The sequence below is a fragment of the Arthrobacter sp. BI5 genome (assembly GCF_056680065.1).
In genome coordinates this window covers 676,739-703,727 of sequence record NZ_CM155264.1, presented here as the reverse complement: position 1 = coordinate 703,727, position 26,989 = coordinate 676,739, and the positions used below count along the sequence as shown (strand labels likewise).

Here is a 26,989-nt window from a genome sequence, read left to right as displayed (position 1 = left end):
TCGATCCAAAATCCGCGGAAAATCAAGGTTTGTCCTCGAAGCGCGGCTTCGTTTTTGTGACTAAGGTCACGTAGACCGGTCTAGTCGGGCAGATTACAGGGCCTTCAATTTGGAACTACGGGCCCATCTCGCGTAAAGTAATTCGAGGTTCGGGGGAGCGAGAAGTTCCCGAAGAGCCGAGAATGCGCCCATAGCTCAGCTGGATAGAGCGTCTGTCTACGGAACAGAAGGTCAGGGGTTCGAATCCCTTTGGGCGCACAGAGAAAAGATCCGCACCGGTCCGCCGGTGCGGATCTTTTGTTTTCCGGCCCGGCCCGGGAATCCGCGGCGGTTTCGGACCAGGGCAGGCCGGATCCGGGCCGCACCGGTCCTGAACGGTAGCGGAAACCCGGGCAGCGGCCCGGCACCCTAGTCCCCCACGGCGGCCGCGACCTGGCGGCGCATCGCGTCAAAGTGGCTGCCCAGCCGTTCCGCGGCGAGAACCGCGTCGCCCGCGGCCACGGCTTCGTAGATGCCCCGATGCAGCGCAGCCCCCGCGGCAGGGTCGACAGTGCCCCCGCCGCCGAGTTCCAGCTGGATCCGGCGGTAGACGGTCCGGACCGCATCCACCAGGCCCAGCAGCAGCCCATTGCCCAGCGGCTCGAACAGGATGCGGTGGAAGTCGGCGCCGGCCTCGACAAAGTGTTCCCTGGCCGCGGCGAGGGTCTCCATCCTCAGCACGGCGGCCTCGAGTTCCCCCAACCGGTCCGCCGTCATCAGCGCCATGGACGCACCGATCAGCCCGGATTCAAGCAGCCGCCGGGCGTCGATCAGCTCCAGCGCCTCCTGCCCGCGGTGCCGCAGCGACATCCGCGCACGGAAGGTCAGCCCGTCGGCAAGGGCATCGAAGTTGCTCGCGGCCACGAACATGCCGAAGCCGTGCCGGATCTCAATCACCCCTACGGCCTGGAGTACTTTCAGTGCCTCCCGCAGCGTGTTCCGGCCGATGTCCAGCACGCCGGCCAGCTCGATTTCGGTGGGCAAAGGATCGCCCGGCTCCAGCTCGCGCTCGAGGATCAGCTCGATGATGTCATCCTGCAGGGCGCGCAGCCGGGCCTGCGCGCCGAACCGGCTGCGCGGCCCGGTGCTGCCTGCATTCAACCTGCCTGCACACACGGCTGGCTCCTCCCCAAGATGATCCTCAGGGTAGCGGACGTCCCACCTCCTGCACAGGCTGCCGTCAAAGCGGTTTCCGCCGGGGTTAGGCTGTTGCCATGACGGCACATTTTGAGCGTGAATTCGATGTCATCGTGATCGGGGCCGGCGCGGTGGGCGAGAACGTGGCCGAGCGTGTGGTCCGCGGCGGATTGACGGCCGTCCTGATCGAGGCGGAGCTGGTGGGCGGCGAATGTTCGTACTGGGCCTGTATGCCCTCCAAAGCCCTGCTCCGGCCCGGCACCGCGCTCCATGCCGCCCAGACTGTGCCCGGAGCCGAGCAGGCAGTCACCCGGGTGCTCGACGCCGAAGCCGTGCTGAAACGACGGGACTACTTCACCTCCAACTGGCAGGACGACAGCCAGGTCAAATGGGTCGAAGACACCGGAATTGACCTGATCCGCGGCCACGGCTGGATCACGGGCCCGCGCCGGGCGGAGGTGGCGGGGCTGGACGGCAACAACTACGCGCTGGTGGCTCGCCACGCCGTCGTGCTGGCCACCGGATCGCGCCCCAGCATCCCGCCGATCGAGGGCCTTGACGACGTCGACTACTGGACCACCCGGGAGGCCACGTCCGCCCGGGAGATCCCGCCGCGGCTCGGTGTGCTCGGCGGCGGCGTGGCCGGCACAGAACTCGCCCAGGCCTTTGCCCGGCTGGGGTCCGCCGTGACGGTGGTAGCCCGCGGCGGCCTGCTGGGCGCGTTTCCGGACCCGGCGTCCGAGCTGGTCCAGGCGGGACTGCGCGCCGACGGCGTCAAACTCCACCTCCGCACCGGCACCCGAAGCGTCCACGAGAACGACGACGGTTCGCTGACGCTCGCCCTGGACGGCAGCGGCAGCGTCACAGTGGACAAGCTCCTGGTCGCCACCGGCAGGCAGCCCGCACTGGAAGGGCTTGGCCTGGAAAACGCCGGTCTGTCCGCCGACGACGGGAAGCCCCTGCGGCTCGAAACCGACGCCAGCGGGCTGGTTGTGGGAGCAGACGACAACGACGCCACCCCCTGGCTCTACGCCGTCGGGGACGCCGCAGGCAAGGTCCTGCTGACCCACCAGGGTAAATACGAGGCCCGCGCCACCGGCGATGCGATCGCCGCCCGCGCCAAGGGCACACTCTCCGGCGAGCCGGCCCCGTGGAGCCCGTACGCCCACACGGCCGACGAGCACGCCGTCCCCAATGCGGTCTTCACCGATCCGGAGCTGGCCAATGTGGGCCGCAGCCTGGCGCAGGCCCAGAAGGACGGCTACCGGGCAAAGTCAGTCCAACTCCCCATCCAGGTGGCCGGCTCCTCGCTGCACTCCGAGCACTACAAGGGCTGGGCCCAGCTGGTGGTCGACGAGGACCGCAAGGTGCTCCTGGGGGCGACCTTCGCCGGACCGGATGTGGCAGAGCTGCTGCATGCGGCGACGATCGCCGTCGTTGGCGAAGTCCCGCTGGACCGGCTCTGGCACGCAGTCCCCTCCTACCCGACCATCAGCGAGGTCTGGTTGCGGCTGCTGGAGGACTACGGCCTTTAGGCGCGAACGGACACTTGGGGCCCCGGAATCCTTGGATTGCGGGGCCCCAAATGTACGTTCGCGCTTAATCACGGGCCGCAAGTGTACGTTCGCGCCTCTAAGTGGGGGCCGCAAGTGTCCGTTCGCTCACATCTATTTGAACTGACCGGTCAGTTTAGTTAGCCTTGAAGCAGATCATCTCTGCGAAAGGCTTACCTTGCTCTGCGCTCAACAGCTCCATGTGAAGGGCCGGCGGGACTCCCTGCTCCCGCCCACCTCGCTGCGGGCGTCCCGGGGTGAGCTCCTGCTCGTCACCGGCAAGCGCCAGGACCAGCGCACCGCCCTGGCGCTGACGCTGAGCGGCCGGATGAAGCCGACCGACGGCACCCTCGAATGGGACGGCGGCACCCGGATCAAGCAGCTGCGGCAGGCGAGCGCCGTCGTGGACGCCCCCGGCGTGAACGAGCCGGAGCAGCACCTGAGCGTCCGCGACCTGGTCACCGAGGACCTCGCCCTGATCCCCCGCCGCTACCGCGGCGCGCTGCTCAGCACGCCCTGGCTCAAGGTCAACCGCTTCGAGGACATCGCCGGGCGCTGGGCCGAGGAGCTGCCCGCGGGCCGCCGGCTGGAGCTGCTGACTGCGTTGGCCCTGGCCAATCCGCTCACCGACCTGCTGGTGGTCGACTCCCCGGACCGTCACAGCGGCGATCCGGCCGACTGGCTGCCGCGGCTTCAGGAGCTGGCGTACGACGCCGGCCGGCCGCTCGCCGTCGTCGCCACCGTCGGCAGCCTCCCGCCGGGCTGGACCGGTCCAGTCGCGGAGATCGGCAACGCCGGCCCCGCGCCGGAACCGGCCGACGCTCACCAAGACCCCGAAAGCGAGGACCCCCGATGACCGTGCTGCGGCTGGCCCGTTCCGAACTGAAGCGCATGACCGGCGGCCTGATGCCGAAGCTGACCATCGTGGCCCTGACCCTGGTGCCGCTGCTCTATGGGGCCGTGTACCTGTACGCCAACTGGGATCCCTACGGCAAGCTGGACCAGATCGACGCGGCCCTTGTGGTGGAGGACACCGGTGCCACGTCCGCCGACGGCACCCGGCTGGAGGCCGGCCGGAAGGTCGCCGACAGCCTCGTCGACGGCCACGTCTTCAACTGGCAGACCGTCTCCAGCGCGGAGGCCGCGGACCAGGGCGTGAGCAGCGGCCAGTACGCGTTCGCACTGAAGATCCCCCGGGATTTCTCCGCCAACCTCGCCTCACCGGGAAGCTTCGACGCCGCCAACCAGGCCATGCTGAACGTCACGACCAACGACGCCAACAACTACCTGCTCGGCACGATCGTGGACAAGCTCACCACCGCCGTCCACACCACCGTGGCCAAGGAGGTGGGCGAGGAGACCGCCAACCAGCTCCTCACCGGCTTCGGCACCATCCACTCCCAGATGCTGAAGGCGTCCGACGGCGCCCGGGACCTCGCGGGCGGGGTGTCATCGCTGCACAACGGCGCGGCCAGCCTGCACCAGGGTACGTCGTCGCTCAGCAGCGGCGCCGGCGAACTCGTGGCCGGGCAGCGTAAACTCCTGGACGGCGCCAACACCCTGAACGCCGGGGCAGGGCAGCTCGCCGCCGGCCTGGGCCAGCTCCAGGACAAGACCGCCGCACTGCCGGCGGATTCGCAGCGGCTGGCCGACGGCGCCGCCCAGGTGGCCGCCGGAAACGCCGCGCTCAACACCAAGCTGCAGGGCATGGCGGGCCAGCTCGCATCCGCGGAACAGGCCGCGGCGAAGGCACAGCGCAGCCGGGTCGTGGCCTCCAATGACCGCCTGGTCGCGGCCAGCGTTATCACCCAGGCCCAGGCGGACGCCATCCTCGCCGACTACGATGCCACCGCCGCGCCCGCGCCTTCCGGAGCGGGAGCCGCCCTCCAAGGCGCGGCGGCCCAGGTGCAGCAGCTCGCGGACGGCTCCGCCGCCGTCAGCGCGGGTGCCGCGCAGCTGGCCGGCGCTGCCCCGGCCCTGAGCGACGCCGTCGGGAAGGCCTCCGGCGGGGCGGACCAGCTGGCGGGCGGCACCGCGGACCTCGCCGCCGGAGAGCAGAACGCCCTGGCCGGCACGGAAAAACTCGCCCAGGGCGTCCGGCAGCTCGACGACGGCGCCGCCCGGCTTGAGAGCGGCTCGGCCAAGGCGTCCGACGGCGCCGGCACCCTCGCGGGCGAACTGGCCAAGGGCGCCGGCAAGGTTCCGAACCCGGACGGCGCGCAGAAGGACAGCCTCGCCAAGGTCATGGCGGACCCCGTCGCCGTCAGCAACGTCTCGCAGGCCAAGGCGGGCTCCTACGGGGCCGGACTGGCACCGTTCTTCCTCACCCTCGCCCTGTGGATCGGCATCTTTATGCTGGTCCAGGCGATGCGGCCGGTCACCCAGCGCGCCCTGGCCTCCAACGCGCCGTCGTGGAAGATCGCCGTCGGCGGCTGGCTGCCGTTCCTGGCGGTGTCCGCCGTCCAGGCCAGCCTGCTGACCCTGGTGGTGGACGTGGGGCTGGGCCTTGACCCCGCCCATCCTGTGCTCATGTGGGTCCTGATGCTCGCCGCCGCCATGGCTTTCAGCGCGATCATCCAGGGTGTGGTGGCGCTGCTCGGTTCGCCCGGCAAGCTGGTGGTGCTGATCCTGCTGGTTCTCCAGCTGGTCTCCTCCGGCGGCACGTTCCCCTGGCAGACCACCCCGCAGCCGCTGCACGTGGTGCACCAGCTGCTGCCGATGGGCTACGTGGTCAACGGCATGCGCCACCTGATCTACGGCGCCGACCTGGCCAGCATCCTGCCCACCATGCTGGGTCTGGTTGGCTACACTTTGCTGGGACTGGCGATGTCCGCCGTCGCCGTCCGGAAGCACAAGTTCTGGACCCTGAAGTCCCTGAAGCCGGAGATCGCCGTATGAGCACCCAGCCCCGCGAGGCCGCGGCGCCCGACGCCGAGGGCGGCAAAAAGCTGCGGCCCGGGCGCACCAACGCCACCAAACAGAAATTGTTCGAGGCGTCGATGGAGCTGATCGGCGAGCGCGGGGCCGCGGGCGTGACGGTGGACGAGATCGCCGCAGCCGCCGGGGTTTCCAAGGGCACGGTGTATTACAACTTCGGCAGCAAATCGGATCTGATCGCGCAGCTGCTGCGGCACGGGGTGGACATCCTGATGGCGCGGCTGCTCAGTGTCAAAGACGGCTCGGCGGACCCGCTCGAAGCCATGGACGAAATGATCGGCCAGGCCATGGACTTCATGGCTGATTACCCGTCCTTCGCCCGGCTGTGGGTCAGCGAGAACTGGCGGACCCCCAGCGAGTGGCAGGACACCTTCGCCGAACTCCGCGGCCGGTTGCTGGGGGTGATCGGCGCCGCGATCGAGGCCGTGGCCGCCAAGTACCCGGTGGACCCCGCGCTGTCCCGCGGCAGTCTGGAGACGGCGATTTTCGGCGCCTGCTTCGTGGTGGGGCTCGACCGCCAGACCTACAATCCGGAGCGCACCCGGGCGCAAAGTGTCGCCGCAATCATGGCGATCATGCGTGGCTACGTTGTGAAGTAGCCGCACTCGGGGATGATTGTTCACATGCGCCACATGGGTAACAACGGAAAGACCGCCATCGGAGCGTCCGTCGCCGCTGTGGCCCTGCTGGTCCTCGCCGGCGCCACGCTGCACGAGACGGTGGGACTGTGGTTCCTGGCCGCGGCCGCCGTCGCCTACATCGCCTGCGTGGCCGAGGTGCTGGTCCGGCGGCGGTACAAGACGCTGCTGGCGAGCGGGATCGGCAGCATCCTCTTCATCGCCTTCGGCATCGCGTTCCTGCGGCAGTGGGGGCTGGCCTTCAATCCGGACCCGGACGCGTTGTCCACCAACGTGGACACCGAGCATCCGGACCTGTACTTCTACCTCGCGGCTGCCGCGGGGGCGGTGACGCTGCTCCTGCTGCTCGCGGGTACCGTCTTGCCCGGCCGCCGCCCCGCACCGCGGCCCGGCTACGCGTCCCGGCGCCCGGCGTCCGCGGCCAGGGGCCCGGCCCCCCGCAGGCCCGCCGCTCGCGGGGCAGCACCATCAACCGCACGCGCGGCAGCACCGCGTCCCCCGGCAGCACGTTCCGCCACGCCGTCCGCCGCGGCAGCACGGTCCGCCACGCCGCGGTCGTCGACGCCGCGGAACCCGGCTGCGCGGACGTCGGCACCGGCCGCAAAGCGCCCGGCGTCTCCGTCGTCCAAGCCGACCGCCACGTTGCCACTCAAACCGGCGGCCAAGGCCCCAGCGCGTCCGGCAGCCAAGTCCCCCACCCGCCGCTGACCGGCCGCGGCCGCGCCGCCGCGCGGACCGCGTCCCCGCAGCACGGCGGTCGCCACCCCGGCCAGCAGCAGCAGCCCGCCGGCCACTTCCGCCGCCGAGGGCACCTCGGACAGGACCAGCCACGCCGTCGTCATGCCCACCACCGGGACGAGCAGTGTGAAGGGAACAACGGCGGAGGACGGATACAGCCCCAGCAGGCGGTTCCAGATGCCGTAGCCGATGAGTGAACCGAAAACGGCGGTGTAGAGCGCACTGAGCATCGTCACCGGTTGCAGCCCCACCAGCGCATCCGAGACGGCAGCAGGCCCGTCCACCAGCAGCGAGAGTCCGGCAAGCGGCAGCGGCACGACGGCGCCGGACCACACCACGAGACCCAGACCGGACGCGGCCTTCGCCTTCCGCGCCACAATGTTGCCCCCGGCCCAGGACAGCGCAGCGGCCAGCACAATGATCAGCGGCAGGACGGGGGCCACGAGGCTGCGGCCCACGGCCACGACGGCGAGCCCGGCAATCCCCAGCACGACGCCGGCGAGCTGGCGGCGGGTGGGCCGCTCGGCCAGGATCCCGGCCGCCAGCAGGACGGTCAGCAGGACCTGGGCCTGCAGCACGAGCGAGGCCAGGCCCGCGGGCATGCCGAGCGCCATGGCCAGGTAGAGCAGGCCGAACTGGCCCGCGCTCATCAGGAGCCCGACGCCGATGATCGCCTTCCAGCTGACGTCCGGTTTGCGGATGAAGAAGATGCAGGGGAACACCACGAGGGTGAAGCGCATGGCCACGAACAGCAACGGGGGCATCTGCGCCCCCACCGGGTGTAGGCCAAGGTCAATGGCGACGAAGTTGACGCCCCACAGGATGGCGACGAGCAGGGCCAGCCCGGAATGACGAGGGGTCACCGCGCCGGCCGCTGCCGCTGCAGGGCCTCAGAGATTGCGCGGCCGTTCGCCGTGCGGGCCGTCGGTGTCGCGGCGCTCCGTGACCGTCTCCTCGCGGATCCCGGCGGTGTCACCCGCGCCTGCCGTGTCTGCCGCCTCTCCGGCGCCAGCCGTGTCTGCCGGGCGGGTGCGGTCGCCCCGGTCCCGGCGGAGTTCCTCATGCGGGTGCAGTTCCTCGTGTGTCTGGGCGTCGTGGATCCCGGCGTTGCGGGCCTCCGTGTTGCGGGTCTGCGCGTCGCGGCCGGCGGTGTCAGCGGCGCCACGTTCGGTGGTCACGACGTCCGGATCGACGTCGTCGGCCCGGCGGAGCTGCTCCTCGGCGCCGGCTCGGACAGTCTGCGCCTCCTGCTGCGTGCCGCGGGCCTGCATGCGCAGCCGTTCGGCCTCGACTTCGGCCGCCTTCGCGTCGGCTTCCGCCCGCGCCGCCTTGGCCTCGTGTTCCCGCGCGGCCAGCTGGTCGGCCTGGGCCTTTTCACGCATTTCCGCGGCCCGGTTCCGGTCCGCGTCCGTCTTGCGTTTGCGGCCCAGATAGATTGCCACTGCGATGATCGCGAGCACCACCACGATGCCGACGATGATCCCTACGAGTTGTCCTGAATCCACGCTGATCCACCTTTTCCCTCGGTCGTTAAGAAAACACCGGCAGTAAAAGCAATAACAGCATCAGTAAACAACACAATCATCGTGCTGACCATCAAGCTGCCGCCGGCAGCACCTACTTCGCCCGGGGAACCTTGAAGTGCGTGAGCCGTGCATCCTGGCCGTCCAGCTCGGCCCAGGACTTCTCCGTCTCGAAGACCGTCAGGCCGCTGGTGGGATAGCGGGTGGCCGCGTCCATGTAGGCGTCATGGTTGGAGTCCCGGGAGGCCAGATGCATGGCGAGGTCCTGCACGCCGGGCATGTGCGAGATCACCATCAAAGTCGTGACGGTGTCCGGGACGTGGTTGATGACCGCCAGCATGCGCAGCGCCGAGGCGCCGTAGAGGCCGTCCTCGAGTTTTGGCGTCGGGGCCTTGTCCCCCAGCGCACTGCACACCCAGGTGCAGGTCTGCCGGGTCCGCAGGGCACTGGAGCAGAGAATGAAGTCCGGGACCACGCCGTGCTTGAGAAGCCATTTCCCGGCCAGCGGCGCCTCCCGGTGCCCGCGCTCTTCCAGCGGCCGCTCGTGGTCCGCCACGCCGCCGGGCCAGTCCGCCTTGGCGTGCCGCATGAGCACCAGCCGTTTCATGTGATGCGCGCTCATGGCTCAATCCTAGTGCGGGCGGCCTTCGCCACGGGCGCGCTCCACCGCGGGCGCCCCTCAGTCGTCCAGGACGAACGTCACCTCCAGCACCACATGCCAGGCCACGACGGCGCCGTCGCTGATTTCGACCTTCTGCTCCTTCACCCACGCGCCGGTGACGTTCCGCAACGTCTTGTTGGCCCGGTCGACGCCTTCCTTGATCGCGGCATCAAACGAGGTCTTGGAGTTGGAGCTCAGGGTAGTAATTCGTGCAACAGACATGATTCCTCCCGATAGTCGGATCGACGGGACCGAGACTACGCCGACGGCAGGAAACACAACAGAGTCCAAAGCCGTGGAGGCACATGCTCCGTCAGCTGGACCACTCAAGGCGACCAATGCCTGTTGCAAGGGCGCTGCAGCGCAGCGGCACATCCCGCGCGGAGGGCGGCGTTTTGCGTAGTGCCGCATCGCCGACCGAGGAACGAGGGAGGTGTCTAAGGCACGGCAAAATGCCGTCAGGCGCGCGACCCGCGTGCCGCGAAAGCGAAAGCGCCCGCCCCACAAGAAGGGACGGACGCTTTGCGAGAAGCCAGAGCTAGATGGAGTATTCCGGAGCAGCCCAGACAACAACCTCGGGGTGCTCGTAGAACCGGTAACCCTGGCCGCGGACAGTGCGCACGGTATTGGCGAGCCGGCCAAGCTTGGAGCGCAACCGGCGGATGTGCACGTCGATGGTGCGCTCGTTGGGCACCTCTTCGGCGTTGCGCCACAAGCCCTCGAGGAGCTCGTCGCGGCCCACGGTGCGGGTGCCGTTCTCCACGAGGTAGTTGAGGAGCTCGAATTCCTTGAACGTGAGGTTCAGCGATTCGCCGTCGAGCGCCACTTCACGGCGGGCGAGGTCGATCAGCACGCCGGACGGGCGCGGGTCCTGCGGCTGCTGCAGGCGTGCGTTCTCGACACGCTGGCGGGCACCGGCGGTCGGGTCGCCGAAGGTGGACCGGACGACGTCGAGCGCGGAACCCGGCGCCGAGGCCGGGGCGACGGCGACGGCGGCGTAGCTTTCGGCGCCGGACACCAGGGACTGGGCGTAAGCGCGGATCTCCTGGGCCAGCTTGGCAATGGAGGTTCCGGCGGCGGCTGCGGTCTCCTCATCGATGCCCATGTAGAGCACGAAGCCGCGGGCCACGTTGTCGTTGGGCACGGGGCGGACCGCACTGCCGTTGCCAGGTGCAATCACCGGGGTCGGGGCGGTGGACGGGGCCGGTTCGGCCGCGGGGACGGCGCGAAGCTGGCCGTAGGAGTTGGGGTTGTAGCCCTGCGCCGCGTAACCGGGAGCGGGGAAGCTGTTGCCGGAGCCGGCGGGGCCGAAGCTCGGCCGGCCGCCGAAGCCCTGGCGGAGACCGGTCTGGCCGGCCTTGTTGGCGTTACGGACGGAGATGTGGACGTATCCGGATGCAACTGACATGGAATGCTTACCTCAATGTGAATGGCCGTCATCGCGGCTCGAATGCTGGTTCCCCGCAATGAGAACTGGGGAGGGGCGCCCGACGCTGGGCTGGGGGCGAATGCCTAGAAACGTTCTGGGGTGTAGAAGTTAGGCGTGCATTCGACAACAGGGCATCTCAGTACCAGCTGGTGCGCTGATCCAGGAAGCTGCGGCTGCAGGTGCTGTTGAGTTCTTGTTCACAATTGAAGTGTGCAACGTAACAATAAGAACTAGCAAGTAACAATGGACTCCAAAGTCCGCATCGTGAGACGAAAACGCCGATTGTAGCGCAAATCACAATTTTGGTAAGCCTACGAAACAATACGCGTTCTGCCGAACGAGTGGCCTTTTGGGACTCCTGGCCGAAGATTCTTCGCCACTTCTCACCTCAGGTCGGAAATCGTTCACTGTGGGGATAGATGGAGGAATTCTCCAGGAGGAGTTCCGCCGCCGTCACCAGTCCACGGAGTGGGCATGCTGCCGGGCCCGCTTGGCCCGGCAGCCCCACCCGCTACGGAAGTTCGCGCAGGTCAGTTGGTCTGGCCGGTGCCGGTGGCCGCCACGATCTGGACCGACGACGCCGTGTAGCCGGTTCCGGCCTTGGCGGCGACCACCCGCACGGTCCCGCCGGCGACGATATCCGCGACGCTCAGCTGGGTGCCGGTGCCGCCGGCCTGCTGACGCCGCTGTTGCGCGTGGCTCAACACCACATCGCTGCCCAGGGCGTAACTGCGCGTGAAACCGTCGCTGCTCTTGACAGTGACCGAGGACGAACTCACCGCGCTGACGGTCCCCAACTGCTCGGCCGTGGTGGTGTACTCGCTTCCGTTCAGGACGACATATTCGGCGTGCACCGCGGAGGAGAGTCCGCCGGACATTCCGCCCACGCCTCCGGCGTCGAAGTCGTCATGACCGCCCGGCCCGGACAGCCCGCCGTCGTCGAATCCGCCCTGCTGCGCGCCGGGCATCCCCGGAACGGACCCCTGGCTGCCGCCCGGTCCGCCGGCCGCCCCCGCGGCAGTATTGCTGGCCGCCGCCGAACTGGACGTGAGGGCATAGACCCCCACCCCGGTGCCGGCTGCCAGGACAACTGCTGCGCCGGCGACGGCGAGCCCCCGTTTGAGGGTCCACGGCTTGTCCGCGGAGGTCCGCGGGGCTGTCCCCGACGGCGCGCCCCACCCCGGGGCGGCCGGAGCGCCCCAGCCCGGTGCCGCGCCGACGTCGGGCTGACCGGCTGCCGCCGGCTGTCCCGCAGGGGGCGTGGTCACGGGAGCCGGTCCCTTTTGCAGGCCGGTGCCGGGGTCGGGCGTTGGCCGGGAGCCGGCTCCGGGGTTCTGATCGCTCATCATGTCTCTCCTGTCGGGGTGCGGATTCGTGTCCACCCCAGAGTCGTAAGCGATCCTGTGCCCGGGCTGTGCGTGCCGACAGCCGTGGCTGTGACCTTCCCCGGGGCCCTGCGGGACCCTACGGGAGCGGGGTTGCGGGCGGGAACCGGGGCGAATGGGTCCGCTCGCTCCCCGGGCGGCATCCAGCTCGGTAGTCTGGGATTCACAGGTGCCGCACAGGGTCCCCAAAGCCGCGCCTCAACGGCAGATCGGAGAGTCTTTCCATGGCCACTTCGCACTCCATGACCAACAACCTGCCCCAGCTGACGCACCCGGACGGCTCCCCCATTCGCGCCCTGGTGGTGGACGACGAGCCCAGCCTGTCCGAGCTTATGAGCATGGGGCTGCGGATGGCCGGCTGGTCCGTGGCCGTGGCGGCGGACGGCCCGGCCGCGGTCAAACTCGCCAAGGATTTCCGCCCCGACGTGCTGGTCCTGGACGTGATGCTCCCCGGGTTCGACGGCGTCGAACTCCTCAGCCGCATCCGCGCGTTCGCGCCGGAAGTCCCGGCCCTGTTCCTCACCGCGAAGGACGCCGTCCAGGACCGCATCGCCGGCCTGGCAGCCGGCGGCGATGACTACGTCACCAAGCCGTTCAGCATGGAAGAGGTCCTGCTTCGCCTGCACCGGCTGGTGCAGCGTTCCGGGGTGGCCGCCATGGACACCGCCGAGCTGGTGGTGGGTGACTTGGTGCTCAATGTGGACACCCGGGACGTCACCAGGGCCGGGGAAGAGCTGCATCTGACTGCCACGCAGTTCGAGCTGCTGCGCTACCTCATGGAAAACCCCAAGCGGGTCATCAGCAAGGCCCAGATCCTGGACCGCGTCTGGGACTACGACTTCGGCGGACAGGCAAACATCGTGGAGCTCTACATTTCCTACCTCCGCAAGAAGATCGACGCCAAGCACGCACCCATGATTCACACGGTGCGCGGCGCCGGCTATGTGCTGAAACCGGCGGACTGATCCGTGCCCACACTTTCCGGCGTGACACCCGTATCCGGGCACGACTGGCGCAACCCGTCCACGTGGCACCTACGCACCCGGCTGGTCCTCGTCGCCATGGGACTGCTCGTGGCCATCTGCGGCGCGGTGGGAGTGTTCAGCTACGCCTCGATGGACGTTTTCCTCACCCAGCAGCTCGATAAGCAGCTCGCCAGCGCAGCGCACCGTTCCAGCGAGTTCGGCCGGCCGGAATCCGACAACCCCGGCGGCCGGCCGGACCCCCTCGAAGCCCGGGGGCAAGGCATCGGCACGCTCAACGCACGCGTGCTGAACGGCACCGTGGCCAGCGCCGGTTTCCTGGCCGGGGACGCCAGCCGCGAGAGCCTCTCCTCCGCGGACAATGCCGTCCTCCTGGCGCTCACCCCGAACGGTGCGCCCGTGGACCGCACCCTTTCGGCCGGCGACTACCGGCTGACCGCGGTGCGGGCGCCCTACGGGGACGTCATTGTCACCGGGCTCCCGCTGGCGGAAAAACAAAATACGCTGGCCTCGCTCGTGTGGACCCTGGGCGTGGTATCCGCGGGCGGCCTGGTCCTGATCGGCCTAGCGGGCACCGCCGTCATCCGCCGCACCATGAAGCCGCTGGAACAGCTCTCCGAAGTGGCCACCAAGGTCTCCCGCCTCCCGCTGGACGCCGGCGAGGTGGCGCTGGGAGTGCGCGTCCCAGAGTCGGCAGCCCATCCGGGAACCGAGGTGGGCAGCGTGGGCTACGCGCTGAACCAGATGCTGGAGAACGTCTCCAACGCCCTTGAAGCGCGGCAGGAGAGCGAAATGAAGGTGCGGCAGTTCGTCGCCGACGCCTCGCACGAGCTGCGCACGCCGCTCACGGCCATCCGCGGCTACACGGAGCTGATGCGGATGACCGAGCACTTCACGCCCGACGGGGAGAAATCCCTGGCCCGGGTCCAAAGCCAGTCCGAGCGGATGACCACCCTGGTGGAGGACCTGCTGCTGCTGGCACGCCTGGACGAGGGGCAGCCGCTCAAGGTCACCGACGTCGACCTCACCCAGCTGGCCATCGAGAGCGTGAGCGACGAGAAAGTCATGGCCCCTGACCGCCTCTGGCAGCTGGAACTCTCGGACGAGCCCGTGCTGGTGCGCGGCGACGCGGCCCAGCTCCACCGGGTCCTCGCCAACCTCCTCTCCAATGCCCGCAAGCACACGGCGCCCGGAACGAAGGTTGTCACGGGCGTCACGCGGTCGGCGGACGGCAGCGCCGTGGTCACCGTGACGGACAACGGCAGCGGCATCGCCCCTGAATTCCTCGGCCGGGTCTTCGCCCGCTTCGCGCGGGCGGACGCCGCACGCACTAACCCGGTCACCGAAGCCGGGACCTCGACGACGGCGGTCGCGACGGCGGTGGCGGCCGGGGCCTCCGAGGGCACCAGCGGACTGGGCTTGTCCATTGTGCAGTCGATCGTGGAGGCCCACGGAGGAGCCGTCGAGGTGACTTCCCGGCCGGGCCGGACGGAATTCGCCGTCCGGCTGCCCGCGGTACCCCCGGCGGCGTAGCCGGCTCAGCCGGCCAGCCGGCCGCGAGGCTTCCGGATCTCGACGTCAACGCAGGTGGTGGACTTCCACAGGCCCCGCACAGCTTGGCCCTAAAGCCCTCATATGGGCCGCCGGGAAAGTTGAGCCATGACGTTCACAGACCAGGCTCCAGGAACCCCGCCCCACCCTGCGGCGGCGACGCCGGCCGGACCGGCAATAGCCGGTGCGACCGAACCGCCCGAAGCGGCCGAAGCGGCCGCCGGAGTTGCGGCCGCCGGCCCCGCCCCCGGCGGAGTCGCCCTGGCCGACGCGCCCTGCCCGGACCCGCTCGCCGCAGCGTTCACCGGCACTGCCGGCAGGCGGTTCCCGGTCGATACGCGCACCACCGCACCGCTGCTGGATGTCACCATCCCGGTCTTCAACGAGGAACGGGACCTTGAGGCCTGCCTGCGCCGGCTCCACGCTTATCTTGTCGGTCTCTTCCCGCACTCCTTCCGAATCACGGTGGCGGACAACGCCAGCACCGACGGAACGCTCCAGACGGCCGAACGCGTGGCCCGGGAGCTCCGCGAGGTCAACGTGGTCCACATGGCCGAAAAGGGCCGCGGGAACGCGCTGCGCAAGGTGTGGCTCGCCTCGCCGTCGCCGGTCCTGGCGTACATGGACGTGGACCTGTCCACCGATCTGGCGGCGCTCGGCCCCCTGCTGGCCCCGCTGATTTCCGGCCATTCCGACCTCGCGATCGGGACCCGGCTGACCCGCAACTCGCGCGTGGTCCGCGGGCCCAAACGGGAATTCATCTCGCGCAGCTACAACCTCCTCCTGCAGTCCTGCTTGGGCGCCCACTTCAGCGACGCCCAATGCGGCTTCAAGGCCATCCGGGCGGACGTGGCCCGGCAGCTGCTCCCCCACACCCTGGACAACGCCTGGTTCTTCGACACCGAGCTGCTGGTTCTGGCCGAAAAATGCGGCCTGCGCGTCCACGAAGTCCCGGTGGACTGGACCGACGACCCGAACTCCAGCGTGGACATCGTCCAGACCGCCCTCGCGGACCTGCGCGGCATGGCCCGGCTGAGCCGGGACCTGGTCTCGGGCCTGATCCCGGTTCCCGAGCTCCGGGCCGCCCTGGCCCGCGGACCGCTGCCGGCCACCTCGCGCGGCCAGGAACAAAGCCCGGGCGGAGGCCTCTTCGGCCAGCTCGTGCGTTTCGGCAGCATCGGGGTGGCCTCCACCCTCGCGTACCTGCTGATCTTCCTGCTCTGCCGCGTAATCATGGACCCGCAGCTGGCCAACTTCCTCGCGTTGCTCAGCACGGCCGTGGCCAACACCGCGGCCAACCGGCGGTTCACCTTCGGCATCCAGGGCAGCAGCCAGGCGGCACGCCACCACTTTGAGGGCCTGCTGGTGTTCGGGATCGGGCTGGCCCTGACCTCCGGCGCACTTGCCCTGGTCCACGGCGTGTCCGGCGGCACCCCGGACCGCTGGCTCGAGCTGGTAACCGTCACCGCCGCCAACCTGACCGCCACCGCGGTCAAATTCCTGCTCTTCCGGCTGGTGGTCTTCCGCCACCGGCCCGACCCGGCGGCTCCGAAGCCCGGCGCCCTCGCCGCGGCTTCGTCGCACGGCTCTACCGACTCCGCCCTCCCCCACACAGAAACGGCCAAGTAAATGACCGCAACCATCAACCCCGCCACCGGAGCCCCGGCCGGCAGCCCGCACGCGTCGGCGGGCGGGCCCACAACGACGCCGGCTAACCCGGCAGCTCCCTTGCCGCCCGCCGTGCAGGGCCGCCGCGCACGCCTGCTGTTCGGGCCGCAGCCGCGGTGGGTGCGGCCCTCGGCGGCCCTGTTGCTGGTCCTCACCGCAGTGTTGTACCTGTGGAACCTGGAAGCCACCGGCTACGCCAACTCCTTCTACGCCGCGGCGATCCAGGCCGGCACCAAGGACTGGACCGCGCTGCTCTTCGGCTCGCTCGACGCCGGCAACGCCATCACGGTGGACAAGCCGCCGGCCGCGCTCTGGATCCCGGCCCTTGCCGGGCGGATCTTCGGCTTCTCGGCGCTGAGCATGCTCATTCCCCAGGCGCTGATGGGGGTGGCCGCCGTCGGGCTTCTGTACCTGACGGTCAAACGGGTGTCCGGTCCGGCGGCTGGCCTGCTGGCCGGCGGCGCCCTGGCGCTGACGCCGGTGGCCGCCCTGATGTTCCGGTTCAACAACCCGGACGCCCTGCTCACCCTGTGCCTGGTGCTGGCCGCCTACCTCACCACCCGGGCCATCGAGAAGGCTGGCTGGAAGTGGCTGGCCGCCGCCGGCGCCGTGATCGGCCTGGCCTTCCTGGCCAAGATGCTGCAGGGTTTCCTGATTGTGCCCGGACTGACCCTGGCCTACCTGTGGGCGGCGCCCGCCACCCTGGGCCGGCGGCTCCTGCACCTGCTCGCCGCCGCGGCGGGGATCGCCGTCGTGGCCGGAAGCTACCTTGCACTGTTCCAGCTGACGCCCGCCTCCACCCGGCCCTATATGGCGGGATCGGAGACCAACAGTTTCCTGGAACTCACGTTCGGCTATAACGGGCTGGGCCGGATCACCGGATCCGGCGGCGGGATGCCCGGCGGCGGCTTGGGTGGTAACGCCGGCGGGCCGGGCGGCAGCGGCAACGTGGGCTTCGGCGGCGCGGCCGGGATCACCCGGATGTTCGGCGCCAGCTTCGGCGGCGAGGTGTCCTGGCTGCTGCCCGCGGCCCTGATCCTGCTGGCCGCCGGGTTGTGGTTCACCCGCCGCCAGGCCCGGACCTCGGCCACCCGCGCGGCGCTGTTGCTCTGGGGCGGCTGGCTGCTGGTCACTGCCGGCATCTTCAGCTTCATGAGCGGCACCGTGCACCCGTACTATGCCGTGGCGCTGGCACCGGCCATCGCGGCGTTGGTTGGCATCGGTTCCGTGGAACTGTGGCGGGGCCGTTCCTACTGGCCGGCGCGGATGGTGCTGGCCGTGACGGTGCTGGCCACCTCGGCGTGGTCCGCCGTGCTCCTTGGCCGCGACCCCGCCTGGCTGCCAGGGCTCCGGGTGATCGCCGTGGTCCTGGGCGTCCTGGCCGCCGCGGCGCTGCTGCTCCGGGTGGACAGCCTGGCGGCGCTCCCGGCCCGGTTCCGCAAGGCTGCCACGGCCGGCGTCGTGGTCCTCTCACTGCTGGCGGGCGGCCTGGGCACCACGGCCTGGACGCTGGCGACGGCGGCCCAGCCGCACTCCGGGTCGATCCCGACGTCGGGGCCCACCGCCTCCGCGATGGGCGGCGGCTTCGGGGCGGCCGGCAGGCCGGAGGGCGACGGCGGAAGCGCCGGCACCAGCGGTGCGGGCGCCGACGCCCCCGGCGGACCCGGCGGGGAAACGTCTTCGGCGGAGCTGACCGCCCTGCTGAAGTCCTCCGGCGCCAAGTGGTCCGCGATTGTCTCCGGCGCCACCCAGGCCGCCAGCCTGGAACTCGCCACCGGCACCAGCGTGATCGCGCTGGGCGGCTGGAACGGCGGTGACCCCTACCCCACGCTCGCGCAGTTCCAGGCGATGGTGGGCCGCGGCGAAATCGGCTACTTCATCTCCGGCGGTATGGGCGGAATGGGCGGGGGCCGCGGCGGCAACTCCGAGGTCGCCAACTGGGTCGCGGCCAACTATCAGGCGCAGACCGTCGGCAACACCACCGTCTACAAGCTGGGGGCCTAGCCGCCGTGAAGGACACCCTGAACCTCCGCACCGGACCGACGCCGCACCGTCCCCGCTCGCGGACTAGGCAGGCCGCTGGGCGGCGCACGCGTTAGCCCCGCCGTTTCGACGGTTCCCCGCGCACCCGATGCTTCCCATCAGCTGGTGGGCAGGGAACCGTCGAAACGGGCCTGCCCGCCGCGGACCTGAAAGCAAGACGCCACTCCGCGGCAGCCATGTGCCGTTACCTAAATGTGACATCTGAGTGGAAGTCCGGTACCGTTTTAGGGTGCGGTCATCGATCTAGCCGCATATCCGGGCTGACGCCAAACTCTGCCGCTTCCCGGATTCCCATGGACCAGGCAGAGACGGGGAACCCAGAGTTCCCGGGCATTCTGCATCCATGCACCCTTGGGGTTAAGCCGCCACGTCGAGATTCCGTGCGGCCGGATTTCGCATCCGAACCCGACAGCTAACTCCGTAGGCGTTGAGAGGCGAACATGACTGAATTCAAGGTACCCGCACGCCCAGAAGGCGCTAAACGCACGTCCGACGCCGAGAGCGCGCGCCACCGCGCCGAGCCGGCGAAGCGCGTTTCGGCCCTGTCCCGCGCCGGGCTCAGGACCAACGGCAAACGCGCCGCCGTCGTAGTGTCCGCTTTTGCGGTCCTGCTGGGGGCAGGCGCGGCGGGCCAGGCGTCCGGCACGGCCGCGCACACCGCCGACGCGGCCAAGGACACGGCAGCGTCCCTGCAGACCCTGGACTTTGAACGCGTCGGCAGTAACGCTCCTGCATCCCCCGCCGCCGCGAACGTGGAGGCCCAGGCGGCCAAGGTCGCGCCCGCCAAGGCGAAAGCCCCGGCCAAACCAGCTGCCAAGGCCCCGGCAGCGAAGGCCAAGCCCGTAAAAGCCCCGGCGCCCGCTCCGGCGAAGCCGGTGGCCGTCGACGATCCCGCCGGCGCGCAGGCCTATGCCGCCGCCCAGCTGCCCGCGCACGGCTGGGCAGCGAGCGAGATGCAGTGCCTGCTGAAGCTGTGGACCAAGGAATCCGACTGGAAGACCACGGCCACGAACCCCAGCAGCGGCGCCTACGGCGTGGTGCAGTCCCTGCCGGCCGAGAAGATGGCCAGCGCCGGCGCAGATTACCGGACCAACTACCGGACCCAGATCAACTGGGGCCTGCAGTACGTGCAGGACCGCTACGGTTCGCCGTGCGGCGCCCTGAACTTCCACTACGCGAACAACTGGTACTAAGCCACACGCACCGCGGGCCTTGCGCCCGGCTGGAGGAGGCCCCGGATCCACAGGATCCGGGGCCTCACGTGCGCCTGCCGCCGCGCGGCCCGCGGAATACGGGGCCAGTGGACGGCTAGCCGCCTGAACGGCTGGGGATGTATTGCACCGCCCATTTGTTGCCATCCGGATCGGCGAAGTAGACGAAATGCCCCCAGTCCTGAACGTCGATGTCGCTGACGTCGACACCGTTGTCCTTGAGCTGCCGGTGCGCCGCCTGGATGTCGTTGACCACCAATTGCAGGCTGGGGGCGGTGCCGGGCGGGGCATCGTTGAGGCCCTCGCCGATCGCGATAGAGCAACCGGAACCCGGCGGCGTCAGCTGGACGAAGCGGATGTTCTCCGCGGGGCGTTCGTCGTAGTCGGCGTTGAAACCGACCTTGTTCACATAGAAGTCCTTGGCCCGGTCCACATCCGAGACGGGGACAAACACCAGTTCAAGTTTCCAGTCCATGGGCACAGGCTAGTCCCGGACGCGTGCCGCCGGAACCCTTGACCGCAGGACCTGTTAACCGCACCTCGAGGGGCGGCACTGAACCCCGGTTGCTAGACCGCGATGCCGTACAGGCGGTCTCCGGCGTCGCCCAGGCCGGGCACAATGTAGGACTTCTCGTTCAGCTTTTCGTCGATGGAGGCCAGGACAATGGTCACGTTGGCGTCCGAGAGCTCTTCTTCCAGCTTGGCCAGGCCCTCCGGGGCGGCCAGCAGGCAGATGCAGGTGACGTCCGAGGCGCCGCGCTTGAAGAGGAACTTGATCGCCTCGCGGAGCGTGCCGCCGGTGGCCAGCATGGGGTCCAGGACGAAGATCTGGCGGTCCGTCAGGTCCTCGGGCAGGCGCTCGGCGTAGGTGATGATGTCCAGCGTCTCTTCGTCGCGGGCCATGCCCAGGAAGCCCACCTCGGCGGTGGGGACCAGCTTGGTCATGCCTTCCAGCATGCCGAGCCCGGCGCGCAGGATCGGGACCACCAGCGGGGTGGGCTTGGTGAACGCGGTGCCGATGGTGGTGCTGACCGGCGTCTCGATGGTCACCGGTTCGGTGCGGACGTCCCGCGTAGCCTCATAGGCGAGGAGCGTGACGAGCTCCTCGGTCAGCTGGCGGAAGACCGGGGACGGGGTGTTCTTGTCCCGCAGAACGGTGAGCTTATGGGCGACCAGCGGGTGGTCCACAACGAGAGTGCGCATGGGTCAAAACTATCACCCGGACGCTGAGGACCGTCCCCCGGAGCCGGGGGTATCGGCGTCGGCGGCGGCACCAGCGGCGGCGTCGTCCGGGGCGGGGTCGCGCAGGTGCGCCTCGTTGTCGAACGTCGGCGCGGGGCCGGTGTGCTCCCGGTGCCGCAGCACATGGAACAGCCGGTGGGCCAGGATCACGATCCCCACCCAGCCCAGTCCCAGCGCCCAGCCGAAGATCACATCGGTCATCCAGTGGTGGCCCAGAAAGACGCGGCTCATGCCCATCAGGAAGATGAACACCGCGCCGGCCGTGATGAAAGCCACGCGGGCCACGGTTCGCTGCACCTGCAGGCAGGCAAGGTAGACCACCAGCCCGATCACCACCGTGGTGTTCAGCGTGTGGCCGCTGGGGAACGACGGCGAATCCTCGTAGGGCGGCACCGCGTCGGCGTGGTCGGGGCGGGTCCGGCCGATCAGCTTCTTGCCGACGGTGGTCGCGGTGATGGAAGCGGCGGCGGCGCCCCCGATCAGGATCAGCGGCCGCCAGGTCCGGGAGACCCAGATCAGCCATGCCGTCAGGATGCTGGCCAGGATCGGCATGCCGATCCCGCCGCCAATATTGGTGAAGCCGGTGACGAACGCGTCCAGGCCAGGGCTGCGCAGCTGTTGCATGAACGACAGCGTCGGCTTGTCCAGGCTGGCCAGGCCGGCGTCGTCCACGACGTCGTCGTAGACTTCCGCGCTTGTCAGCGCCAGGGCGACGACGACGACGCCGCCGATCAGCATCGTGATCCACAGCGCGGCGTACGGGACCACCCACCTGCCCCAGCGCCGCATCAGCCAGCTCTCAGTCTTGGTGCTCAATGCCGTCTCCCGACTTCCCGGTGCACCGGCCAGGTGCACAGCTTGCTTAGTGTCGAAACTATCATTGAGCCATGACTACCCCCGAGCCCCGCCATGCCGAATGGATGGGCCTGGCCCTGGCCGAGGCTCGCCGGGCGCTGGCTACCGCGGACGTGCCGATCGGCGCCGTCGTGATCGGGCCGGACGGTTCGGTGCTGGGCGCCGGCCGCAATGAACGGGAGGCGCTCGGGGACCCGACGGCGCACGCCGAGATGGTGGCGATCCGGGAGGCCGCGGCCCGGCTGCGTTCGCGCCGCGCCCTGGCGGGCCTGCACGACGACGGCTGGCGGCTGGAGGACTGCACCCTGGTGGTGACGCTGGAGCCGTGCGCCATGTGCGCCGGCGCCGTGGTGCTGGCCCGGATTCCGCGGGTGGTCTTTGGCGCCTGGGACGAGAAGGCCGGGGCTGCCGGCTCCGTCTTCGACATTCTCCGCGAGCGCCGGCTCAACCATTGGGTGGAGGTCTACGCCGGGGTCCGGGAGCAGGAGTGCGGCTCGTTGCTGCGGGATTTCTTCGCCGGCCACCGCGGGGCCTGATACTCCCGTTCGGACGGCGCCGCACGTAATGCGTCACGTGTAGCGCACCGGCCCGGCTACCGCTCGGCGGTGGCCGTGGTGGACGCCCGCAGCGCGTCGATCCGCTTCTGCCGTGACGCCGGTGAGTCGAGGCTGAAGGCGCGGAAATCGCCCAGGTTCTCCCTGATCCAGGCCTCCACCTCGGCGATCCGCTGAGTCACCGCCGCGGTCGGTGTGCCAAACACCCAGGCGGCGATCTCCTCCCGGCCCGGATCGTACTGCCACAACCCGATGATCCGGCCGCGGTCCATAATCGGATGGTCCGGCAGGTCGGCCTGCAGCGCCAGCGAACCCAGCGCCTTCTTGTCCTGGTCCTCCGCGGCCAGCAGCTCCGCCGCGTTCCGGCGCAGCAGCACCAGGGAATCGGTTCCGGCGAGCAGCTGGATTTGCTCCTCCCCCGGTTCCTCGAAGGCGGCGAGGCGTTCGACGTCGTCGGGCAGTACCCAGAGCGGGTCTTCGCCGGCGGCAGTGGGGACCTGGACGGCGCCGACGGCGGCGAGCGCGGCCTTGCTCTGCGCCACCGTGAAGCCGGTGAACCACTGCGACTGCTTGAAGGTGGCTCCTCCGGTCCAGCCGAGGTACCGCCGGACCAGCTCGTCGCGAACTTCATCGTCACTGAGCATGCTGGGCTGCAGCCCCCACGGCTCGTAGGCGTAGCGTTGCTGGTCCAGCCGGCCATTGGCGGGGACGCGGCGGATCCGCCCGTCCGCCTGCAGGATGCCCAGCGCGGTGGGCAGCGTGGTGGTGGCACCCTTTTTCTTGCCCTCCTCGCCGAGGTTGCGCACCGAGTCGCCGAGTTCGTCCTTGAGTTGCCGAGGGTCCAGCGGCACTCCCGCTTCGGCGAGGGCATGCAGCACCTGTTCCTCCAGCAGCGCAATTTCTCCGCGATCCACCCCGAGCCGGCCGGCGACCTTGAAGCTTGCCTCGGCGGCGTCCCGTCCCAGCCGCAGCGCCCAGGCGAAGTCGTCGGCGCCCAGCACGTAGGTGCAGCCGCGCGCCGCCGGGAGTTCCAGGATCCGGTGCGCCAGGACGTCCCGGTCCACCTGCGCGCGCCGGATGCCGGCCCGGGCGAAGAGCGTCAGGTACGGGTTGGCGCCGCCCACGGACCGCGCCCAGCCGGCCCGGGCAAACACCTGTTCCGCCGTGCACCCGGCCAGCGAGCCGTCCAGGCCCTGCCGGTGCCACGACCACGCCCGGAGCCGTTCGGGGGTGAGGCTCTCCGCGGGCGGCAGTTGCACGGTCATGGGCTCGGTGGTCATGGGGTCATTCTGCACCAGCTTCCCCGGCGGCGGTATCGATCCCGGGGTCCATTTTCCGCCGCTATTCCGTGGGGCGCGCGCCAAGGACGGCCAGCACGGCCCGCGCCGTGGCGTCCCAGCCGGGTAGGTGATCCCTTGCGGCCCGGGCGGCGGCCCGCCATTGGGCGCGGAGTTCCGGGTCGGTAAGCCAGCGGCGGAGCAGCGCTGCCAGCGGCGCGGGGTCCGCGTTGAGTTCGACGGCGGCGCCCGGCAGCGCCGTTGCTTCGGCTGCGGGGGTCCCGGCGGCGGCGAGGGCCGTGACCGCGGCGTCTGCGCCCGGGGTGCCGGCGGCGAGGGCCTCGACGGCACCCGTGCCTTGCCGGACGATCACCGAAATACCGCGGGCCAGGGATTCGGTGACCACCAGCCCGTAGGTCTCGGCCCGGGAAATCAGCAGGCTGAGGTCGGCGGCAGCCCACTGGGCCTCCAGTGCGCTTCCGCGCAGCTCGCCGGGCAGGCGGACCCGTCTGCTCAGGCCGAGGCGTTCCGTTTCCTGCCGGAGCAGGGTGGCGTAGGCGGGATCTGCGGTGTCCGAACCGGCGAGGGATGCCGTCCAGGGAAGGTCGGTGAGCTGCGAGAGGGCGCGGAGCAGCAGCAGCTGGTCCTTGTTGGGCAGCAGCGCGGCCAGTGCGAGGAGGTGCGGTGGCTCGGAACCGGCCGCGGACGGTGCCGGCTCGGACCCGGGGAGCGCCACGCTGATTCGGGGCAAGCCGGGCGACCCGTGCCGCTCCCGCAGGGCCGCCGCGGCGGAAGTGCTGGTGCAGATGACGCCGGCCGCGGCCTGCAGGGCGCGGTGTTCCAGTTCCGGATGCGTGCCCAACGGCATGTGCAGCAGGACCCAGGCCGGCACCCCGGCAGCCGCCGCGGCTTCGAGCTCGTCCGGGGCCCCGCAGGCCACCAGCCCGTCCACCAGGGTGATCCGGCCGCCGTCGGATTCCAAGAGCAGGCGGCCGAACCGCTGCCGGTCCGCCGCGCTGCCCACCGGCCAGTCGCCGTCGACCTCGCAGGACACCGCTGCCACCCCTAGGTCGGCGAGGGCGCGGAGCAGCGCCGCGTTGTAGGCGTTGCCGCCGGAGTTGTGGCGCACGTTGCCGGGCACCAGGAGGCGGAGGCCGGGCGCTTCCACGTGGCTGCTAGCCGGCGTCGAATTCGAGCGAGTAACTGGCCCAGGCGTCGGGGGTTTCGCGCAGGGTGACGTCGATGCCGGCGAGGGCCTTCCCGTCCTGGCCGCCGCGGATCCGGCCGGCCACCGCGTCGGCGATGTACTGGGACAGGGCTTCGGTGGTGCTGAGTTTGCCGGTGAAGTCCGGGTGCTCGTCGAGGTTCTTGTAGTTCAGGCCCGCCAGGACGTCGTCCAGCACGTCGCCGGCTTCGCCGATGTCCAGCACGATGGCATCCTCGTTCAGGGCCCGACGGCGGAAGGTCACCTCGGTGACGAAGGTGGCTCCGTGCAGGCCCTGCGCGGGGCCGAAGGCCGGGCGCGGCAGGCTGTGGGCGATCATGAAATTGCGGCGGACGGTCAGGCTGAACACGGATTACCTCGTGGTTTCTGTTGCGGGGGCGTCGGTGGTGGAATCTTCTGTGGCCGGAGTGCCGGCAGGGTATTCGATGACGTGGCAGAGCGCGTCCAGGCTGCCTTCGGAGAGGCGCTGGACGACGTCGGGCAGCTCGCTGAAGCTGGACGTGCCGGTGAGGAAGGCGTCAAAGACCGGGTCGGCCAGCAGCGAGACGGCGAGGTCCAGCCGGTCGGCGTTGCTGCGGCGGTGGCGCCGGGCGCGGGCCACCACGCCCACCTGGCTGGCGCGGATGGAGAGCCGGCGTGCGTGGAAGTCCTCCCCCAGCGGCAGCGTGACCAGGCGGTCCGCGTACCAGGACATCTCGATGATCTCGCCCTCGTCGCCCACCAGTTGCAGGGCGCGTTGCAGCCCGGCCTGCGAGGCGGAGCAGTGGATCACGATGTCGCAGTCCGGCAGCGCGTCGTCGGGGTGGCAGAAATCGACGCCGAGGGTGTCGGCGAAGGCGCGCTTGGCCGGGTCGACGTCGATCAGTTGCAGCCGGCCCAGCGGGAAGGTGCCGAGGAGCTTGGCGACCATGCCGCCGACCAGTCCGGCGCCGATCACGGCAACGCGGTCGCCGAGGCGGGGACCGGCCTCCCAAAGGGCGTTGACCGCGGTCTCCACGGTCCCCGAGAGCACCGCGCGGCGGGCGGGAACGCCGTCTGGGACCCGGGTGAGCGACTCGACCGGGACAATGTAGCGGTCCTGGTGCGGGTAGAGACAGAAGACCGTCTTGCCCTTCCAGTCCGCGGGGCCCTCCTCGACGACGCCGACGGAGAGGTAGCCGAACTTCACCGGCGACGGGAAGCTGCCTTCCTGATGGGGGGCTGCCATTTCCGAGGCAACACACTCCGGCACGCGGGCGTTGTGCACGACCATTTCGGTGCCCTTGCTGATGCCGGAGTAGAGCGAGCGCACCAGGGCTTCACCGGGGCCGGGCGCGGGCAGTTCCTCACGCCGGAGCTCGCCCTGCTCCGGGCCGACGGTCCAGTATGCGGTTGCGGTGGTTGGGGCTGGGGTTGTCTGGTTCGGGTTGCTCATCTTGCTTATGAATCTAGTGCCGCGGCCGGACGTGGGAAAGCTTCGGGGCGGCGGGGCGGGGTGCGTCGGGGCATTTTCTACGGCTGTGTGGGCGCCGTTTTGGGGTTGGGCGCCTTGCTCCGGTACCCTATTCAGGTTGGTGACGTGTCCGAGCGGCCGAAGGTGCAACACTCGAAATGTTGTTTGGTGTAAAAGCCAACGTGGGTTCAAATCCCACCGTCACCGCCACTGAAAACCCCCGTGAAACCGGGGGTTTTCTGCATTCCGGAGTCGTCGTGGTGCATCCGTGGTGCATGTTCCAGCGATCTCAGGTGATGGACGACCGATTCGACGGAGTCATGGTTCCCTGGACATCGATGAACGCCGCCTATGCTGGGGCCATGGAAGCGACCACCGAAGCCACGGAATTGCCTGACCACCGGGACGGCACAGCGATGGACACGGAGGGGGAGGCCGCCGTGGGCCGAATCGCACTTTGGTGCGCGTGGCTAGAGCAAGCGCTCGTAGATCTTTGCGCGAAACTGATCAATGATGACAATGCCCGGATCGGCTATGCGGTGACGGCGAACATGAGCGCTTCAGGCATGGTCCAGCTCGCAAAAACCCTAATCAGTGGAACCGACTCCCTCAGTGAGCAAAGCAAGGCCGAGGCCCTAGCAATCCTGACGGATGCAAAGGTGGCACTGGAGAGACGCAATGGCGTCCTGCACTCTGTCGTTGGAGGTTCGTTCGTAGAGGGAAAGGCGGCCTTCTCGAACGGCAAGCGCAAAACGTTTAAAGTAGGTCATCCGCAAGCCGGAAATCAGATGTACGTCCTCCTCGGCTTTGAAGAACTTGATGAAATTGGAGCGAGCATATACAAGACGATGAACGATCTCTATTCACTGGACCTCCAGATAAACAGCCTTCCGTAGGACTGCCCCGAT

At 69.5% G+C, this 26,989-nt stretch carries 24 protein-coding genes, 2 tRNA genes, 1 pseudogene and 1 riboswitch; of the genes and pseudogenes, 13 read left to right on the top strand and 14 right to left on the bottom strand.

What is annotated here, in order from left to right:
- Positions 1–184: 184 nt before the first annotated feature.
- A tRNA-Arg gene (locus AC1MED_RS03365) sits at positions 185–258 on the top strand.
- A gap of 150 nt (positions 259–408) precedes the next feature.
- On the opposite strand, the gene AC1MED_RS03360 is transcribed toward AC1MED_RS03365, so the two are convergent.
- On the bottom strand, positions 409–1,140 hold the full coding sequence (locus AC1MED_RS03360) for a FadR/GntR family transcriptional regulator (RefSeq protein ID WP_479785428.1): 732 nt from the start codon (positions 1,138–1,140) through the stop codon (positions 409–411).
- Between the two features lie 113 nt (positions 1,141–1,253).
- On the opposite strand from AC1MED_RS03360, the gene AC1MED_RS03355 reads away from it, so the two are divergent.
- The 4 genes from AC1MED_RS03355 to AC1MED_RS03340 all read left to right on the top strand — a co-directional run bounded on the left by AC1MED_RS03355 (position 1,254) and on the right by AC1MED_RS03340 (position 6,265).
- The gene (locus tag AC1MED_RS03355) at positions 1,254–2,711 is read left to right on the top strand and encodes a dihydrolipoyl dehydrogenase family protein (RefSeq protein WP_479785426.1); all 1,458 of its coding nucleotides are present in this window, start codon (positions 1,254–1,256) and stop codon (positions 2,709–2,711) included.
- 196 nt (positions 2,712–2,907) lie between these two features.
- The gene (locus tag AC1MED_RS03350) at positions 2,908–3,585 is read left to right on the top strand and encodes an ABC transporter ATP-binding protein (RefSeq protein WP_479785425.1); all 678 of its coding nucleotides are present in this window, start codon (positions 2,908–2,910) and stop codon (positions 3,583–3,585) included.
- Positions 3,582–5,627 carry a YhgE/Pip family protein gene (locus tag AC1MED_RS03345; protein ID WP_479785424.1) on the top strand — a complete coding sequence of 682 codons (2,046 nt, stop codon included), beginning with the start codon at positions 3,582–3,584 and terminating at the stop codon, positions 5,625–5,627. The genes AC1MED_RS03350 and AC1MED_RS03345 overlap by 4 nt, the downstream gene beginning before the upstream one ends.
- Positions 5,624–6,265: a TetR/AcrR family transcriptional regulator gene (locus tag AC1MED_RS03340; protein WP_479785422.1), complete on the top strand. Its 642-nt coding sequence runs from the start codon at positions 5,624–5,626 to the stop codon at positions 6,263–6,265. The genes AC1MED_RS03345 and AC1MED_RS03340 overlap by 4 nt, the downstream gene beginning before the upstream one ends.
- Positions 6,266–7,046: 781 nt before the next feature.
- Here AC1MED_RS03340 and AC1MED_RS03335 read toward each other — a convergent pair.
- From AC1MED_RS03335 to AC1MED_RS03310, 6 genes and pseudogenes are all read right to left on the bottom strand, one after another.
- Positions 7,047–7,905, bottom strand: a pseudogene (locus AC1MED_RS03335) (EamA family transporter); the annotation flags it as partial.
- A gap of 27 nt (positions 7,906–7,932) precedes the next feature.
- Complete coding sequence (locus tag AC1MED_RS03330; RefSeq protein ID WP_479785421.1) at positions 7,933–8,547, bottom strand: hypothetical protein; 615 nt, start codon at positions 8,545–8,547, stop codon at positions 7,933–7,935.
- Positions 8,548–8,659: 112 nt separating this feature from the next.
- The gene (locus tag AC1MED_RS03325) at positions 8,660–9,187 is read right to left on the bottom strand and encodes a SixA phosphatase family protein (RefSeq protein WP_346960425.1); all 528 of its coding nucleotides are present in this window, start codon (positions 9,185–9,187) and stop codon (positions 8,660–8,662) included.
- Between the two features lie 57 nt (positions 9,188–9,244).
- Complete coding sequence (locus AC1MED_RS03320) at positions 9,245–9,448, bottom strand: dodecin family protein (protein WP_146335814.1); 204 nt, start codon at positions 9,446–9,448, stop codon at positions 9,245–9,247.
- 316 nt (positions 9,449–9,764) lie between these two features.
- A complete protein-coding gene (locus AC1MED_RS03315; protein ID WP_479785420.1) occupies positions 9,765–10,634 on the bottom strand; it encodes a winged helix-turn-helix domain-containing protein in 870 nt (289 codons plus the stop codon).
- A gap of 551 nt (positions 10,635–11,185) precedes the next feature.
- Positions 11,186–12,001 (bottom strand): hypothetical protein, encoded by an 816-nt coding sequence (locus AC1MED_RS03310; RefSeq protein ID WP_479785419.1) that lies wholly within the window; start codon positions 11,999–12,001, stop codon positions 11,186–11,188.
- Positions 12,002–12,264: 263 nt separating this feature from the next.
- Between AC1MED_RS03310 and AC1MED_RS03305 the strand changes: the two genes are divergently transcribed.
- From AC1MED_RS03305 to AC1MED_RS03285, 5 genes are all read left to right on the top strand, one after another.
- Positions 12,265–13,005 (top strand): response regulator transcription factor, encoded by a 741-nt coding sequence (locus AC1MED_RS03305; protein WP_346960428.1) that lies wholly within the window; start codon positions 12,265–12,267, stop codon positions 13,003–13,005.
- A gap of 3 nt (positions 13,006–13,008) precedes the next feature.
- Positions 13,009–14,556, top strand: coding sequence for a HAMP domain-containing sensor histidine kinase (locus tag AC1MED_RS03300; protein ID WP_479785417.1), 1,548 nt, complete (start codon positions 13,009–13,011; stop codon positions 14,554–14,556).
- Positions 14,557–14,682: 126 nt separating this feature from the next.
- A complete protein-coding gene (locus tag AC1MED_RS03295) occupies positions 14,683–16,203 on the top strand; it encodes a bifunctional glycosyltransferase family 2/GtrA family protein (protein ID WP_479785415.1) in 1,521 nt (506 codons plus the stop codon).
- The gene (locus AC1MED_RS03290; protein ID WP_479785413.1) at positions 16,204–18,246 is read left to right on the top strand and encodes a glycosyltransferase family 39 protein; all 2,043 of its coding nucleotides are present in this window, start codon (positions 16,204–16,206) and stop codon (positions 18,244–18,246) included.
- Positions 18,247–18,544: 298 nt separating this feature from the next.
- Positions 18,545–18,727, top strand: a riboswitch (cyclic di-AMP (ydaO/yuaA leader).
- Positions 18,726–19,478, top strand: coding sequence for an aggregation-promoting factor C-terminal-like domain-containing protein (locus tag AC1MED_RS03285; RefSeq protein ID WP_346960432.1), 753 nt, complete (start codon positions 18,726–18,728; stop codon positions 19,476–19,478). (Overlaps the previous riboswitch by 2 nt.)
- 115 nt (positions 19,479–19,593) lie before the next feature.
- On the opposite strand, the gene AC1MED_RS03280 is transcribed toward AC1MED_RS03285, so the two are convergent.
- The 3 genes from AC1MED_RS03280 to AC1MED_RS03270 all read right to left on the bottom strand — a co-directional run bounded on the left by AC1MED_RS03280 (position 19,594) and on the right by AC1MED_RS03270 (position 21,527).
- Positions 19,594–19,971, bottom strand: a complete 378-nt coding sequence (locus AC1MED_RS03280; RefSeq protein WP_346960433.1) for a glyoxalase superfamily protein — start codon at positions 19,969–19,971, stop codon at positions 19,594–19,596.
- A 92-nt stretch (positions 19,972–20,063) separates the two neighbouring features.
- A complete protein-coding gene (gene upp / locus AC1MED_RS03275) occupies positions 20,064–20,699 on the bottom strand; it encodes a uracil phosphoribosyltransferase (RefSeq protein WP_346960434.1) in 636 nt (211 codons plus the stop codon).
- 12 nt (positions 20,700–20,711) lie between these two features.
- Positions 20,712–21,527 carry a phosphatase PAP2 family protein gene (locus tag AC1MED_RS03270; protein WP_346960444.1) on the bottom strand — a complete coding sequence of 272 codons (816 nt, stop codon included), beginning with the start codon at positions 21,525–21,527 and terminating at the stop codon, positions 20,712–20,714.
- A 98-nt stretch (positions 21,528–21,625) separates the two neighbouring features.
- On the opposite strand from AC1MED_RS03270, the gene AC1MED_RS03265 reads away from it, so the two are divergent.
- Complete coding sequence (locus AC1MED_RS03265; protein WP_479778579.1) at positions 21,626–22,129, top strand: nucleoside deaminase; 504 nt, start codon at positions 21,626–21,628, stop codon at positions 22,127–22,129.
- A gap of 56 nt (positions 22,130–22,185) precedes the next feature.
- Here AC1MED_RS03265 and AC1MED_RS03260 read toward each other — a convergent pair whose 3' ends face one another.
- The 4 genes from AC1MED_RS03260 to AC1MED_RS03245 form a co-directional block, all read right to left on the bottom strand.
- A complete protein-coding gene (locus tag AC1MED_RS03260) occupies positions 22,186–23,427 on the bottom strand; it encodes a DNA glycosylase AlkZ-like family protein (RefSeq protein WP_479785412.1) in 1,242 nt (413 codons plus the stop codon).
- Positions 23,428–23,488: 61 nt separating this feature from the next.
- Positions 23,489–24,592 (bottom strand): glycosyltransferase, encoded by a 1,104-nt coding sequence (locus AC1MED_RS03255; RefSeq protein WP_479785411.1) that lies wholly within the window; start codon positions 24,590–24,592, stop codon positions 23,489–23,491.
- Between the two features lie 7 nt (positions 24,593–24,599).
- Positions 24,600–24,998 (bottom strand): 6-pyruvoyl trahydropterin synthase family protein, encoded by a 399-nt coding sequence (locus AC1MED_RS03250; protein WP_479785409.1) that lies wholly within the window; start codon positions 24,996–24,998, stop codon positions 24,600–24,602.
- A 3-nt stretch (positions 24,999–25,001) separates the two neighbouring features.
- On the bottom strand, positions 25,002–26,063 hold the full coding sequence (locus AC1MED_RS03245) for a zinc-dependent alcohol dehydrogenase (RefSeq protein WP_479785408.1): 1,062 nt from the start codon (positions 26,061–26,063) through the stop codon (positions 25,002–25,004).
- Positions 26,064–26,201: 138 nt separating this feature from the next.
- Between AC1MED_RS03245 and AC1MED_RS03240 the strand changes: the two genes are divergently transcribed.
- Together AC1MED_RS03240 and AC1MED_RS03235 are read left to right on the top strand one after the other, a co-directional pair.
- A tRNA-Ser gene (locus AC1MED_RS03240) sits at positions 26,202–26,291 on the top strand.
- Positions 26,264–26,977, top strand: coding sequence for a hypothetical protein (locus tag AC1MED_RS03235; RefSeq protein WP_479785406.1), 714 nt, complete (start codon positions 26,264–26,266; stop codon positions 26,975–26,977). The genes AC1MED_RS03240 and AC1MED_RS03235 overlap by 28 nt, the downstream gene beginning before the upstream one ends.
- The last annotated feature ends 12 nt before the right edge of the window (positions 26,978–26,989 follow it).

Coding starts and splice junctions, on each gene's coding strand:
- AC1MED_RS03315 (WP_479785420.1), bottom strand. CDS start 10,634: ATGTCAGTTGCATCCGGATACGTCCACATCTCCGTCCGTAACGCCAAC.
- AC1MED_RS03295 (WP_479785415.1), top strand. CDS start 14,683: ATGACGTTCACAGACCAGGCTCCAGGAACCCCGCCCCACCCTGCGGCG.
- upp (WP_346960434.1), bottom strand. CDS start 20,699: ATGCGCACTCTCGTTGTGGACCACCCGCTGGTCGCCCATAAGCTCACC.
- AC1MED_RS03260 (WP_479785412.1), bottom strand. CDS start 23,427: ATGACCACCGAGCCCATGACCGTGCAACTGCCGCCCGCGGAGAGCCTC.
- AC1MED_RS03355 (WP_479785426.1), top strand. CDS start 1,254: ATGACGGCACATTTTGAGCGTGAATTCGATGTCATCGTGATCGGGGCC.
- AC1MED_RS03310 (WP_479785419.1), bottom strand. CDS start 12,001: ATGAGCGATCAGAACCCCGGAGCCGGCTCCCGGCCAACGCCCGACCCC.
- AC1MED_RS03245 (WP_479785408.1), bottom strand. CDS start 26,063: ATGAGCAACCCGAACCAGACAACCCCAGCCCCAACCACCGCAACCGCA.
- AC1MED_RS03270 (WP_346960444.1), bottom strand. CDS start 21,527: ATGCGGCGCTGGGGCAGGTGGGTGGTCCCGTACGCCGCGCTGTGGATC.
- AC1MED_RS03325 (WP_346960425.1), bottom strand. CDS start 9,187: ATGAGCGCGCATCACATGAAACGGCTGGTGCTCATGCGGCACGCCAAG.
- AC1MED_RS03265 (WP_479778579.1), top strand. CDS start 21,626: ATGACTACCCCCGAGCCCCGCCATGCCGAATGGATGGGCCTGGCCCTG.
- AC1MED_RS03305 (WP_346960428.1), top strand. CDS start 12,265: ATGGCCACTTCGCACTCCATGACCAACAACCTGCCCCAGCTGACGCAC.
- AC1MED_RS03280 (WP_346960433.1), bottom strand. CDS start 19,971: ATGGACTGGAAACTTGAACTGGTGTTTGTCCCCGTCTCGGATGTGGAC.
- AC1MED_RS03290 (WP_479785413.1), top strand. CDS start 16,204: ATGACCGCAACCATCAACCCCGCCACCGGAGCCCCGGCCGGCAGCCCG.
- AC1MED_RS03345 (WP_479785424.1), top strand. CDS start 3,582: ATGACCGTGCTGCGGCTGGCCCGTTCCGAACTGAAGCGCATGACCGGC.
- AC1MED_RS03320 (WP_146335814.1), bottom strand. CDS start 9,448: ATGTCTGTTGCACGAATTACTACCCTGAGCTCCAACTCCAAGACCTCG.
- AC1MED_RS03340 (WP_479785422.1), top strand. CDS start 5,624: ATGAGCACCCAGCCCCGCGAGGCCGCGGCGCCCGACGCCGAGGGCGGC.
- AC1MED_RS03285 (WP_346960432.1), top strand. CDS start 18,726: ATGACTGAATTCAAGGTACCCGCACGCCCAGAAGGCGCTAAACGCACG.